Origin of the sequence: Sphaerotilus sulfidivorans, assembly GCF_013426975.1 — a bacterium.
GTDB classification, from domain to species: Bacteria; Pseudomonadota; Gammaproteobacteria; order Burkholderiales; family Burkholderiaceae_C; genus Sphaerotilus; species Sphaerotilus sulfidivorans.
This window is the reverse complement of sequence record NZ_JACCPY010000016.1, coordinates 21,002-35,147: the sequence shown is the minus strand read 5'-3', so window position 1 is coordinate 35,147 and position 14,146 is coordinate 21,002. Positions and strand designations below refer to the sequence as shown.

6 protein-coding genes are annotated in these 14,146 nt (G+C 70.3%); 2 read left to right on the top strand and 4 right to left on the bottom strand.

Annotation, left to right across the window (positions count from 1 at the left end; all coding sequences use genetic code 11):
• Positions 1-31: 31 nt before the first annotated feature.
• Positions 32-1,978 carry an O-linked N-acetylglucosamine transferase, SPINDLY family protein gene (locus HZU84_RS11340; RefSeq protein ID WP_149504129.1) on the bottom strand — a complete coding sequence of 649 codons (1,947 nt, stop codon included), beginning with the start codon at positions 1,976-1,978 and terminating at the stop codon, positions 32-34.
• 119 nt (positions 1,979-2,097) lie between these two features.
• The gene (locus HZU84_RS11335; RefSeq protein ID WP_149504130.1) at positions 2,098-9,516 is read right to left on the bottom strand and encodes a beta strand repeat-containing protein; all 7,419 of its coding nucleotides are present in this window, start codon (positions 9,514-9,516) and stop codon (positions 2,098-2,100) included.
• Between the two features lie 510 nt (positions 9,517-10,026).
• Here HZU84_RS11335 and HZU84_RS11330 point away from each other — a divergent pair.
• Positions 10,027-11,016, top strand: a complete 990-nt coding sequence (locus tag HZU84_RS11330; protein ID WP_149504131.1) for an EpsD family peptidyl-prolyl cis-trans isomerase — start codon at positions 10,027-10,029, stop codon at positions 11,014-11,016.
• Between the two features lie 25 nt (positions 11,017-11,041).
• On the top strand, positions 11,042-11,881 hold the full coding sequence (gene epsE, locus HZU84_RS11325; protein WP_219340922.1) for a polysaccharide export protein EpsE: 840 nt from the start codon (positions 11,042-11,044) through the stop codon (positions 11,879-11,881).
• A gap of 81 nt (positions 11,882-11,962) precedes the next feature.
• On the opposite strand, the gene HZU84_RS11320 is transcribed toward epsE, so the two are convergent.
• Together HZU84_RS11320 and HZU84_RS11315 are read right to left on the bottom strand one after the other, a co-directional pair.
• Positions 11,963-12,895: a glycosyltransferase family 2 protein gene (locus HZU84_RS11320; protein WP_149504132.1), complete on the bottom strand. Its 933-nt coding sequence runs from the start codon at positions 12,893-12,895 to the stop codon at positions 11,963-11,965.
• A complete protein-coding gene (locus HZU84_RS11315) occupies positions 12,895-14,070 on the bottom strand; it encodes a glycosyltransferase family 4 protein (RefSeq protein WP_473964401.1) in 1,176 nt (391 codons plus the stop codon). The genes HZU84_RS11320 and HZU84_RS11315 overlap by 1 nt, the downstream gene beginning before the upstream one ends.
• Positions 14,071-14,146: the final 76 nt, after the last annotated feature.

The following is a 14,146-nucleotide window of genomic DNA, read 5'->3' as shown; positions in this document are numbered from 1 at the left end:
AGGCCTCGGCAGGGTCGAAAGATGCGCGGCGTCAGGGCACGGCGCACAGGGCATCGCGGGCATCGCCCAGGCGGCTCTGGCGCCACATCGCGATGCAGGCCGCCTCGACGTCGCGGGTGAAGCCCGCCGTGTCGAACAGGGCCGAGTGCGCGCGCTGCGCCTGCAGCTTCGCGCGCAGCGCCGCGCGCCGCGCCGGATCGCGCGCCAGCGCCAGCGCCAGCGCCTCGTAGTCGGCATGGCTGGTGGTGACCAGCTCCGGCAGGCCAGCGGCCTGCAGCAGGCTGCCGGCCACCCGCGACGGGAAGGCCTGGCCGGAGCAGGTCAGCACCGGCAGGCCCGCCAGCAGCGCGTCGGCTGCGGTGGTGTGGGCGTTGTAGGGATGGGTGTCGAGAAAGAGATCGGCGACGCGGTAGCGCGCCAGGTGGTCCTCGACCCGCGGCACGCGCTGCGCGAACACCAGCCGCGCCGGATCGACGCCGGCGGCCTGCGCGGTGGCGCGCAGGTTGGCTTGCGACAGCTCGCTGCGCGACATCAGCCACAGCACGCTGCCGGGCACCGCCGCCAGCAGCCGCATCCAGATCGCGAAGACGCCGGGCAGGATCTTGTAGTCGTGGTTGAAGGAGCAGAACACCACGCCGTCTTCGGGCAGGCCGCATTCGGTGCGGGTGGGCGTGCGCTCGGCGATCTGCAGGCCGGCGGCCGGCGGCAGGTAGGCGTCGGGCAGATAGATCACCCGCTCGTCGTAGAAGCGCTGCTGATCGGGCGGGATCACATGGCGGTCGGCCAGGATGTAGTCCATGTAGCCATTGCCCAGCGTGCCGGGATAGCCCAGGTAGTTGACCTGCACCGGCGCGGGCCGGTAGCTGAAGATGTCGCTGCGCGAGTCGGCGGTGTAGCCGGCCAGGTCGATGGCGATGTCGACCTCCATCGCGCGCAGCTGGCGGGCGATGTCGATCGCGCTCATGCGGCGCGCGTCGATGAAATGGTCGAAGGCCGCGACCATGCGCGCGCGCAGCCGGCTGCCGTCGTCCGGCCCGAGCGAGATGGCGATCGTCTCGAAGCGGCGGCGGTCATGGTGCTCGAAGATGCCCGCCATCAGGTGGCCGACCGGATGCTCGCGCAGGTCGGGCGACACATAGGCCAGGCGGATGCGGTCGTGGCGGTAGCGCTCGCCGTTCCACAGCCGGGTGCTGGCGGGCGGATAGCGGTGGGCGGAGAAGGTGCGTGCGCAGCGCTGATGATCTTCTGCCGAGTCCGACAGGCCCATGAAAGCCAGCGACTTGCACGCGCGCCTGCCGGCGCGCACGCCCTCGATGACCTGCCGGGACAGCGCATCGAAGCCGCTCCAGTCGCAGGCATGCAGCTGCTCGTAGACCAGCATGCCCACGCCGTAGTCATAGGCCGGATTGATCGCCTGCAGCTGGCGCAGCATCGCCACCGCCTCTTCGGTGCGGCGGAACTCGGTCAGCAGCGTGGCGCAGTTGGCCAGCGCGGTCTCGTTGGCCGGCTGCAGCGCCAGCACCCGCTGGAAGCGCTCGAGCGCCGCGGCATGCTGCAGCAGCTCGCGCAGCAGCACGCCGCTGTTGATCAGCGCCTCGGTGTAGTCGGGCTTGAGATCGATCGCGCGCTGATAGCTCGTCAGCGCCTCGTCGCGGCGGCCCACACCCTGCAGCGCGGTCGCATGCGCGAACCACAGCGGCGCAAAGCCCGGCACATCGCGCACGCCGCGCTCGAGCAGCGTCAGCGCCTCGACCGGATCGGCACGGCGCAGCAGGATGACCGCCAGCGAGTACAGCGCGACCGGATCGGCCGGCCAGTGGCCGAGACAGAAGCGGAAGAGCTGCTCGGCCAGCTCGACGCGACCCTGGTTCTGGTGGTCGAGGGCCTGGATCAGCAGCGCACGATCGGCAACCGGCGGCGCAGCCGTCGCGGCGGCCGCTGCGGCCGGGGTCTGGGGGGGCGAGGCGGTGAGGACCATGGTGCGCCCATGGTTGCAGCGATGCCCCGCTTCAACTCGCAGAAAGCGCAAGGCAAGCCCGGCGCATTTCGGCAGTTCGGGACGGGGCCCCTGCCCCGTCCCGCGCTGCGCTCAGGGCCTCAGAGCAGCGGCTGCTGGCGCAGCAGCTCGTCCAGCGCCGGGGTGGCATTCGGCGCGATCACCGCGGCGACCACTGCCGCGCTGGCCTGCGGCGCCGCCGCCGCCACCTCGGACGCACCGGGCAGCGTGGCCGGCGCCTCGACCAGCAGTTCGTCCAGCGCCGGGGCGGGCGCCGCCTCGCCGCGGGCGAACCAGACATCGGCCATCGCATGCACGCTGCCGTCGCTGCGGGTGTAGCCCGAGACCAGACCCAGCAGATTGCCCTGATCGACCGCCGTGCCCGGCTGCGCGTTCAGGTCGAGCGAGACGATGCCCAGATCGACCAGGCCATGCAACTCGGCCGCCGAGGACAGGCCGTCGGAGTCCGCATCCACCCAGACGCGGAGTTCGCCGAAGGCGGCGTCCTTCGCATCGAGCCGGCCGTCGCCGTTGCTGTCGAGCGCCTGCATCGCGACATAGCCGTTGCCGGCGATCTGACCGCCGTCGAGCCGGGTCGCCACGCCGAAGAGCTCGCGCCCGTCGTCGATGCGGCCGTTGCCGTCGAGGTCACGCACCAGCAGGCCGTCGGTGGCGGAGACCCAGCCGGTGGCATGGGCCTGGCCGCTGGCCAGCAGATCGAAGCGCACGCCCGCCGAGGCCGACAGCGTGCGCACGCCGTCGCCATCCAGATCGAGCACGATCGGCGACAGCGCGGCCAGCGCGGCGCGCTGCGCCTCGCTCATCGCGTCGATGTCGGTCTGCTCGAAGGCGGCCGCCTGGGTCATCGACATCGCGGCGATGTCGCGCGTCTCCAATACGGCCACCTGCTCGGTGGTGAGCGCGACGATCTGCGCGGTCGTCAGTGCGGCCGCCTGCAGCGTGCTCATCGCGACGATGTCGGTGGTCTGCAGCGCCTGGATCTGCTCGGTCGTCAGCGCGGCGAACTGGGTGCTCGACAGCGAGGCGATCTGCGCGCTGCTCATCGCCACCAGGTCGCCCGTCTCCAGCGCCGCGATCTGGCGGGTGCTGAAGGCGGCCAGCTGCGTCGTGGTCAGCGCAGCCGCCTGGGTGCCGGTCAGCGCCGCGATGTCATCGGTCCCGAGCGCCGCGATCTGGCGGGTCGACAGCGCCACGATCTGCGCGGTGCCCAGCGCGCCGATCTGGTCGGCGCCGAGCGAGGCCAGATCACCCGTCTCGAGCGCGGCGATCTGCACGGTGGTCAGCGCCCCGAGCTGGGTCGTCGTCAGCGCGCCGAACTGCGCCGAGCTCAGCGCCACGATCTGCGCGGTCGACAGGGCCCGCAGCGACGCCGAACCCAGACCGGCGATGTCCGCCGTCTCGATCGCGGCGATCTGCGCGGTGCTCAGCGCCGCGACCTGTGCGCTGCCCAGCGCGGCGATCTGGCTGCTGTCGAGCGCGGCAATGTCGCGGGTCTCGATCACCGCCAGCTGACTGGTGCGCAACGCAGCCACCTGGACCGTCGTCAATGCCGCCACTTGATGCGTTCCGAGCGCGGCCAGATCTCCGGTCTGAAAGGCCGTGATCTGGGTGGTGGTCAGCGCCTGGATCTGGTCGGTGGTCAGCGCTGCGGCCTGGAAGACCGTCAGGCCGACGATCTGGGCGGTGGTCAGCGCCCGCACCGCGGTCGTCGACAGCGCCACCAGGTCACGGGTTTCCAGCGCCGCGAACTGCAGCGTGTTCAGCGCGGCGATCTGTGCGCCGCTCAGCGCGGCCACCTGGCTGCTGGAGAGCGCGACGATGTCGGTCGTCTCGAGTGCGGCGAACTGGCGGCTGGTCAGCGCGGCGATCTGTTCGGCATTCAGCGCGGCGATCTGCGCGGTGTTCAGCGCGACGATGTCACCCGTCTCCAGCGCCGCGATCTGGCGGGTGCCGAAGGCGGCCAGCTGGGCCGAGCTCAGCGCAGCGACCTGTGCGGTCGACAGCGCCAGCACCTGCAGGGTGGACAGCGCCGCCGCGCCATCCGTGCCCAGCGCGACGATGTCGCGCGCCTCGAGCGCTGCCATCTGCGTGCTGGTCAGCGCAGCGATCTGCGCGGTGTCCAGCGCGGCGACCTGGGCGCTCGAGAGCGCAACGATGTCATCGGTCTGCAGTGCGGCCACCTGGCGGGTGTTGAGCACTGCCATCTGCGCGGTCGTCAGCGCGGACACCTGCAGCGTGTTGAAGGCGACGATGTCAGCCGTCTCCAGCGCGGCGACCTGCGCGGTTGTCAGCGCGGCCACCTGGCTGCTGCCCAGCGCCGCCAGATGCGTGGAGCTGAGCGCGACGATCTGGGCACTGGTCAGCGTGCGCAGCGCGTTCGTGTTGAGTGCGGTCAGATCACGGGTCTCCAGCGCAGCGATCTGGCTGCTCGAGAGTGCGGGCAGCAGGCCGGCATTGCCGAGCGCGGCGATGTCGGTGGTCTCGAGCGCGCGGATCTGGCTGGTGCTCAGCGCCGCGACCTGGGTGCTGGTGAGCTGGCCGATCTGGGCGGTGCCCAGCGCAACGATCTGGCTGGTGGAGAAGGCCCGCACCGCCGCGGTCGACAGCGCGGCGATGTCGCGCGTCTCCAGCGCCGCCACCTGCGCGCCGGTCAGCGCGGCGATCTGGTGGGTACGCAGCACCGCGACCTGCTCGCTGGTCAGCGCGGCGATGTCGCGGGTCTCCAGCGCGGCGATCTGGCGGGTGGTCAGCGCACTGATCTGCACCGTCGAGAGCGCGGCGATCTGGTTGGACGACAGCGCGGCGATGTCGGCGGTGTTCAGCGCCGCCATCTGCGCGGTGCTCAGCGCGTTGAGCTGAGCAGTGGTCAGCGCGCCCGCCTGCAGCGTGGTCAGCGCACCGATCTGCAGCGTGGTGAAGGCCCGCACCGCACCCGTGCCCAGGGCGGCCAGGTCACGCGTCTCCAGCGCCTGCAGCTGCACGGTGTTGAGCGCGGCCAGCTGGAGCGTGCTCATCGCACCGAACTGCACGCTGGTCATCGCGGCGATGTCGGCGGTTTCCAGCGCGACGATCTGGCGGGTGGTCAGCGCCGCGACCTGGGTGCTGGTCAGCGCGGCGATCTGGGTGGTGCCCAGCGCCACCAGATCGACGGTCTCCAGCGCCGCCACCTGCAGGCTGGTCATCGCGGCGACCTGCACGCTGTTGAGCGCGGCCACCTGGGCGGAGGTCAGCGCCACCACCTGCGCGGTGCTCAGCGCCCCGATCACGCGGGAGCTGAGCGCGACCATGTCGCGGGTTTCCAGCGCCTGGATCTGGCTGGTGGTCAGCGCCGCGAGCTGGTGAGAGCCCAGCGCGCCGATCTGATGCGTGCCCAGCGCCGAGATGTCCTCGGCCTGGAGCGCGACGATCTGGCGGGTGGTCAGCGCGGCGACCTGGCTGCTGGTCAGCGCGCCGACCTGCGACGTGGTCAGCGCCACCAGATCCGCGGTTTCCAGCGCAGCGACCTGGACCGTCGACAGCCCGGCCACCTGGGCAGAAGTCAATGCCGCCACCTGCACCGAGCTGAGCGCGACGATCTGCGCGCTCGTCAGCGTGCGCACGAAGCCGGTGCTCAGCGCGGCCAGGTCACGGCTCTCGATCGCGGCCACCTGGCTGGTGGTCAGCGCGGCGATCTGGGTGGTGTTCAGCGCCGCGAGCTGCGCGCTCGACATCGCGGCGATGTCGACGCTCTGCAGCACCGCGACCTGCGTGGTGCTCAGTGCGGCCACCTGACTGGTGGTCAGCGCGGCCACCTGGGTCGAGCTCAGGCCGATCACGTCGGCGCTTTCCAGCGCGGCGATCTGGCGGGTGGTCAGCGCGGCGATCTGCGCGGTGTTCAGCGCCGCGATCTGCGCGCTTCCGAAGGCGACGATCTGGCTGGTCGACAGCGCGCGCAGCTGGGTGCTGCTCAGCGCGCCCAGATCACGCGTCTCCAGCGCCTGGATCTGGGCAGCCGACAGCACGCTCAGCTGGGCAGTGCTCAGCGCGCCGAGCTGGGTGCTCGACAGACCGGCCAGATCGACGGTCTGCAGCGCACCGACCTGCACAGTGGTCAGCGCGACCAGCTGGGCGGTGTTCATCGCGGCGATCTGGGCACTGCTCATCGCCACCAGGTCGGCGGTCTCGATCGCGGCGATCTGGCGGGTGGTCAGCGCCGCGACCTGGGTGCTGGTCAGCGCGGCCGCCTGCGCCGATCCGAGCGCGGCGATCTGGGTGGTCAGCAGCGAACGCAGCGCGTCGGTCGACAGCGCGACCAGGTCGCGGGTCTCGATCGCGGCGATCTGCACCGAATTCAGCGTCACCAGCTGGGCGGTGCCCAGCGCGGCGAACTGGCTGCTCGACAGCGCGACGATGTCGGCGGTCTCCAGCGCACCGATCTGGCGGGTGGTCAGCGCAGCCACCTGCGCGGTGGTCAGCGCGGCGATCTGACCCGTACTCAGTGCGCGGATGTCCGTCGTCTCCAGCGTGCGCAGCTGGCTGCTGCTCAGCGCGGCCATCTGGCCGGTGGTCAGCGCGGCCACCTGCGCGGTGTTCAGCGCCAGGATCTGCGCGGTCGTCAGCGCCTGCAGCGAGGCGGTTTTCAGCGCGGCGATGTCACGCGTCTCCAGCGCACCCACCTGCAGCGAGGTCAGCGCGGCCAGCTGCACCGTGCCCAGCGCATTGAGCTGGGCGCTGCTGAGCGCGGCGATGTCGGCGGTCTCGATCGCAGCGACCTGGCGGCTGTTGAGCGCGGCCACCTGCGCGGTCGTCAGCGCCGCCACCTGCAGGCTCGAGAAGGCGGCCAGATCGGTGGTCTCCAGCGCGGCGACCTGCGTGGTGGTCAGCGCAGCGACCTGCGTGCTGCCCAGTGCGGCAGTCTGCTGGGTGTTCAGCGCCACGATCTGCTGGGTCGACAGGCTGCGCAGCGCGGCGGTACCCAGGGCGACCAGATCACGCGACTCGATCGCCAGCACCTGCGCGGTGCTCAGCGCGGCGAACTGCGTGGTGCTCAGCGCATTGATCTGCGCACTGCCCAGCGCAGCGATGTCGACGGTCTGCAGCGCCGCCAGCTGTCCGGTGGTCAGCGCGGCAATCTGCGCGGTCGTCAGCGCAGCGATCTGGGTCGAGCTGAGCGCGATGATGTCGGCGCTCTCGAGCGCCTGGATCTGGCCGGTGGTCAGCGCGGTGAGCTGGACGGTGTTGAGGGCCGCGACCTGCGCGCTGGAGAAGGCCTGCAGCTGCGCGGTGGACAGCGCGCGCAGCTGTGCGGTCGTCAGCGCGGCGAAGTCGCGCGACTCGATCGCCAGCACCTGCGCATTGCCCAGCGCAGCGACCTGCGCGGTGGTCAGCGCACCGATCTGCAGGCTGGAGAAGGCGGCGATGTCGGCCGTCTCCAGCGCGCTGATCAGCCGCGAGCCCAGCGCGACCACCTGCGCGGTGGAGAAGGCGGAGATCTGCGCGGTGTTCATCGCGACCAGATCGGTCGACTCGAGCGCGGCGACCTGCGTGGTCGACAGCGCCTGGATCTGCAGCGTGCCCAGCGCCAGCGCCTGCGCGGTGGTCAGCGCGGCCACCTGGGCGGTGTTCAGCGCCCGCACGCCGGCGGTGCCCAGCGCCGCCAGGTCACGGGTCTCGATGGCCGCGATCTGGGCCACCGACAGCGCGGCGATCTGCGCGGTCGACAGCGCCTGGATCTGGGTGCTGCCCAGCGCCACCATGTCGGAGGTGTCGAGCGCGCCGAGCTGGCGGGTGCTCAGCGCCGCGATCTGGGTGCTGCGCAGTGCGCCGACCTGGGTGCTGGAGAGCGCCTCGATCTGCACAGTGCTCATCGCACGCAGGTCGGCGGTGTCGATCGCGGCCACCTGGGCCGTGGTCAGCGCAGCGATCTGCTCGGTGGCCAGCGCGGCCACCTGGATGCTGGTCAGCGCGGCCACCTGGCCGGTCGACAGCATACGCACCGCGGAAGTCGACAGCGCGCCGATGTCGCGGCTCTCGATCGCGGCGATCTGCGCGGTCGACATCGCCACGATCTGGGCGGTCGACAGCACCGCCATCTGCGCGCTGCTCAGGGCCACCACATCCGTGGTTTCCAGCGCCAGGATCTGGCCGGTCTTCAGCGCGGCCACCTGATGGGTGCCCAGCGCGGCGATCTGCGCGGTGCTCATCGCCACCAGGTCCGCGGTCTGCAGCGCGCCGATCTGGGTGGTCGTCAGCGCGGCCACCTGGGCCAGCGACAGCGAAGGCATCTGCAGCGTGGTCAGCGCAGCGATCTGCAGCGTGCTCAGCGCGGCGGCATTCTCGGCGCCCAGCGCCTGGACCTGCGCCGGCGACAGCGCGGCAATGCCGGTCGTGCCCAGCGCCAGCACCTGCGTGCTGGTCAGCGCGGCGATCTGGGTGGTGCCCAGCACCGCCAGATCATTCGTGCCCAGCGCGGCGACCTGCGCGGCGGTGAGCGCAGGAATCTGCCAGGGCCGCAGCGCAGCGACCTGCGTGGTCGACAGCGCCTGGATGTCGGCCACCGCCATCGCAGCGATCTGCTCGGAGCTGAGCGCGATGATCTGCGCGGTGTTCAGCGCGGCGAAATCGGTCGACTCGAGCGCGACGATCTGTGCGGTGCTCAGCGCTCCGATCTGCGCCGTGCCGAGGGCCACCACCTGCGCGGTGCTCAGCGCGACGATCTGGCTGCTGGTCAGCGCGCCCAGGCCGGTGGTGCCCAGACCGACCAGATCGCGCGTCTCGATCGCACCGATCTGGCTGGTGCCCAGCGCGGCCACCTGCTCGGTCGTCAGCGCGGCGAACTGCGCGCTCGACAGCGCGACGATGTCGGCGGTCTCCAGCGCACCGATCTGGCGGGTGGTCAGCCCGGCGATCTGGTTCGTGCCGAGCGCGGCCACCTGGGTGCTGGCCAGGGCGGCCACCTGCGCGGTCGACAGCAGCGCGATCTGCTCGGCCGAGAAGGCGCGCAGCGTGGTGGTGCTCAGCGCGACCAGGTCACGCGTCTCGATCGCGCCGATCTGCGCTGCATCGAGCAGCGGTGCCTGCGCGGTGGTGAACGCACCGATCTGCGTGCTGCCGAAGGCGGTGATGTCCGCCGCGGACAACCCGGCGAGCTGCTCGGAGCCGAGCGAGGCGATCTGCGTGGTCGTCAACGCCGAGGTCTGCAGGGTCGACCAGACCGACACATCCTCGGAGGCCAGGCCGCCGATCTGCGCCACGGTGAGCGACACCACCTGGCCGGTGGTCAGCGCCGCGACCTGGGTCGTGCTCAGCGCGGTGATCGCCTCGGCATCGAAGCCACGCAGCGCGCTGGTGGAAATGGCCGCCAGCCCCAGGCTCTCGATCGCGGCGATCTGCTCGGCCGACAGCACCGCCACCTGCGCGGAGCTGATGCCGGCCCAGTCCTCGGTGGTCAGGGCCGCCAGCTCCTCCGGCGGCAGCTCGGCAACTTCTGCGGGGGAGAGCGTGGTGAAGATCGAAGCCATGGGGTCGGGTCCGGTGGTGTACTGATCGGTCGGCGGCCGCAGCGGCAATGAAGCAACGGCCTTCTCTGCGCCCGATATCGACGGCCCCCCCCTGAACTGGAGCCGCATCACCCGAAAAGATGAAATTCCCACTGGACAGCGGCCAGACACCACACCCGAACACGAAACAATGCAATTGCGCAGTTCAGGAAGACCGGCGTTCGGCGGGAATGACCTTGCGACTTCTGCTGTTTCAGGCTGACGTTCGGCCGAACCTTGCGCCTGCACCGGTCAAGAACAGCCCATCTTCTGCGCACTGGCTCACGACCTGAACCCCGCACCGCACAGGCCTTCGTGCAGACTTAACGTGGCTTCCCGGAATGAAAACCGCCCCTGCAATCCGGGGAAGCCGCCCGGACAGGTGCCGGATAAACTGCCGCCGGTTTGTTCCGTTTATCACCTCTTTCATTGCGAGCGCAGCCGGCCATGAACACCGCCGCACACAGCGCTCGCGCCAGGAGTATGCAAGTCATGACATCGGCCCTGTCCACCCGCCCCACCCGTCTGAGCCGCCTTGTCCTCGTCCCGACCGTTCTCGCCTGCGCCGCGCTGCTGGCCGCCTGCGGTGGGGGTGACGGCGACAAGAAGCCGGCCACCCAGGTGGCCGCCAAGGTGAACTCCGGCGAAATCTCGGTGCATCAGGTCAACCAGGTGCTGCAGCGCCAGCCCGGCCTCAAGCCCGAGCAGGTCCAGGCGGTGAGCCGCCGGGTGCTCGACGGCCTGGTCGACCAGGAGCTGGCCATCCAGCAGGCTACCGAGCAGAAGCTCGACCGCGATCCGCGGGTCGTCTCCGCCATCGAGGCGGCCAAGCGCGACATCATCGCCCGCGCCTATGCCGACAAGATCGCCGAGAGCGTCTCCGCACCGACGCCCGAGGAAGTCAAGGCCTACTACGACAGCAAGCCCGAGCTGTTCTCCAAGCGCCGCATCTATGCGCTGCAGGAGTTCAACATCGAGGCCAATGCCGAGCAGAAGGCCGCGCTGCAGTCGAAGATCCCGGGCCTGCGCAATGGCGAGGAACTGGCCTCGGCGCTGAAGAACGCCGGCATCCGCTTCGGTGCCCGCGCGGTGACGCAGGCGCCCGAGAACATCCCGATGGGCGCGCTGGCCGAGCTGGCCAAGATCGGCGAAGGCCAGTGGCTGGTCAAGGCCGGCCCGGCCGGGCTGAGCGCCGTCTTCGTCGCCGGCGCCAAGCCGGCCCCGGTGACCGAAGAAGCCGCCAAGAAGGCCATCGAGCAGTTCCTGCTGACCGACCGCAAGCGCAAGCTGGTCAGCGACAGCATCAAGAAGCTGCGCGAATCTGCCAAGATCGAGTATGTCGGTACCTTCGCCAATGCGGCGCCGGTGCCGGCCGAGGCCGCCAGTGCCGCGGCGGAAGTCACCCCGACGGTGGCTCCGACCGCGCCGGCCTCGGATGCGCTCGATGCCGCCACGCTCCAGAAGGGCCTCGGGCTGAAGTAAACCCTTCGATGCACGCCACATGCCGATGACACACCGACTCCCGACCGACCTCCTGGCGCAGCTGCTGCAGCGGCTGTTCCTGTCCGTGCTGATGCTGCTGGCACCGGTGCTGGCCCATGCCCAGCTCTCCGAGGCCCAGCGCGACTATGTGCTCGGCCCCGGCGACGTGGTGCGGGTGAGCGTCTACCAGAACCAGGACCTGACCCTGGAGACGCGCATCACCGAGAGCGGCGCGATCAGCTACCCGCTGCTCGGCCAGGTCCGTCTGGGCGGCCTGTCGGTGCCTCAGGCCGAGAAGGTCATCGCCGACGGACTGAAGAACGGCAACTTCGTCCGCCAGCCGCAGGTCAGCATCCTGGTGACGCAGGTGCGGGGCAACCAGGCTTCAGTGCTGGGCATGGTCAACCGTCCGGGCCGCTACCCGATCGAGCAGACCGGCATGCGCCTGAGCGAGCTGCTGGCCACCGCCGGCGGCATCGCCCAGGGCGGCAGCGACCAGGTGGTGCTGAGCGGCATGCGCGACCGCAAGCCGCTGCGCGTCGTCATCGACGTGCCGCTGCTGTTCGCGCAGTCCGGCGGCGTCAACGATCCGGTCATCGCCAACGGCGACACGGTGTATGTCGAGCGCATGCCGATGGTCTACATCTACGGCGAAGTGCAGCGCCCCGGCGCGATGCGCCTGGAGCGCGACATGACGGTGCTGCAGGGCCTGGCCTCCGGCGGCGGCCTGACCCAGCGCGGCACCGAGAAGGGCCTGCGCCTGCACCGCCGCGGCGCCGACGGCAAGGTCCAGATCCTGCAGCCAGGCATGAACGACCCGCTGCAGAACGGCGACGTGATCTATCTGCGCGAGAGCCTGTTCTGAGCTGAAGGCTTCGGATCGCCCCGAGCGATCCGGATCGACCAGGCCCTGCTGCCCCTCCCGGGCGCAGGGCCTGATTCATTTTCAGCCCGCACGCCGCAAGGTCCGCTCCAGCAGCACATCCGCCAGGCTGGTGCGCGCCACCGGGCGGCGGCAGACCCTCTTGCACCAGGCCTGCTGCGCCTGAGAGTAGGCGATCACCGGCGCGCGCCCCCAGCGCAGCATGCGCATCAGATGGCGGGGAGCCTCTCCCGCCTCCCCCATCAGCCGCCAGGGCAGGGCCGGAGCCGGCTGGCCCGCAATCACCCGGGCCACCTCGGCGTCATAGTGATCACGACCCGCCGACGAACGCTGCTCGCCCGGGCGCTGACGGAAGGCAGCCAGCGGCACGGCCACCGAAACCAGATCGGCGTGCTCGGCAAAGCGTCGCCACAGGTCGAAGTCGGCCGCGTACTTCAGCGACAGGTCCATGCCGCCGACGCGCTGCCAGAGGCTGCGGCGCCAGAACATGCTCTCCTGCTGCAGGAAACCGGACATCGACTCCCGGTACCAGCCCGCAGCGATCTCGCGCCGGGGATAGGCCGGTGCCGTCACGCCGGAAACACGGGTGCATTGCCCGAGGCGGTTCAGATAGGCCGGGGAGCCGATGATCCAGTCCACCTCGGGAAAGGTCGCAAAGATCTCGCCGACCACCGACAGGGTCCAGGGCAGATAGATGTCATCCGCATTCAGCCAGGCGCAGACCTCGCCGGTGGCCATGTCGAGCCCGCGCTGGATGGCGTGATACTGCCCCCCATCGGGCTCGCTGGACACATGGGACAGACCGGCGCGATGGCGCGCCACGATGTCCATCGTGCCGTCGCGGGATCCACCATCCAGCAGGATGTATTCAAGATCGGGATAGCGCTGCGACAGCACCGAGCTCAGGGTCGCATCGATGTAGTCGGCCGCGTTGTAGCTGACGGTCACCAGGGAAATCCTGGGCAGCCGGCCAGACGGGAAAGGCTTGGGGTCCATCACTGTGTTCTCGAGATCCTGGTCGTGTCTGCGGCGCGCGAGGCGAGGGCCAGCCGGTGCACCTCGTCCTGGATGCGGCCGATGCCCGCCCAGTCGTAGCGCTCCTGGGCCTGCTGCCGGGCGGCCAGGCTGATGCCGTGCTGCAGATCGGCGTCGCCCAGGAGGCGCTCGATCGCCGCGGCGAACGCCTCGGGCGAGTCGGCCAGCAGCGCATGCCGGCCCGTCTCGAGCTCGATGCCTTCGGCACCCACCGTGGTGGACACGACCGGCACGCCCAGCGCCATCGCCTCGAGGATCTTGAGCCGTGTGCCGCCCCCGGAGCGCAAGGGCACGATGGCGACCTCGGCCTGGCGGTAATAGGGCTCGACGGAATCGACCTGTCCGGTCACGAAGACCTCCCGCCCGTCATGACGGGCACGCAGCATCTCCGGCGGCTGGCGCCCGACCAGCCAGACCGTCACACCCTGCCGGCGAGCCCGGATCAGCGGCAGCACCTGGTCGAGAAAGTACAGGGCGCCATCCTGGTTGGCCTCGGAGTCCATCGAGGCGACGAAGACCAGCGCACGCTCGCCATGCGGCCCCGGCCCGACGGGCAGACGGTGCTGCAGCGCCGCGCAGTCCACACCGTTGGGCACCACATCGATCGGGATGTCGGGCACATCGCGGCGCAGGATGTCCGCATCGACATCGGACATCATCATCGCGCGATCGAAGCGGCGCACCGCATCGAGTTCCCATCGCCTGAAACGCATCTGGTTGAGCTGGTGATAGATCCGGCGCAGGCCCCAGGGCGAGTTCTGGATCACCCGCTCGTTGCGGATGTAGTCGATGTTGTGCATCGTGACCACCCGCGCGGTCGTGGATGGCAGCGCCAGATCATCCAGATAGACCGCCAGCGAGGAATGCTCCACCTGGACCACGTCGAAATGCCGCGAGGCCACCAGGCGCCGCAGTTCCTCACGAATGGCCGGGAACAGCACGGTGCACAGCGAGATGGGATGCCGCGACCAGAGAAAGGGCCAGACCCACCGCAGCCGCTCCAGATGACTGGCGGGCGGTGGCACCGACACGCCGACCACCTCGACCCCGAGCTCGCGAAGGGAGTCGATGGCGCGGGCCTCCTGCGCATGCATCACGCGGCAGACCAGCGTGACCCGGTGCGAACGGGCCATCACCTTCAGCAGATGGAAGACTCGCAGTTTTTCGCCATCGTTGGCGGGCACAGGACAGGTCCTGGCAATCAGCAGGATG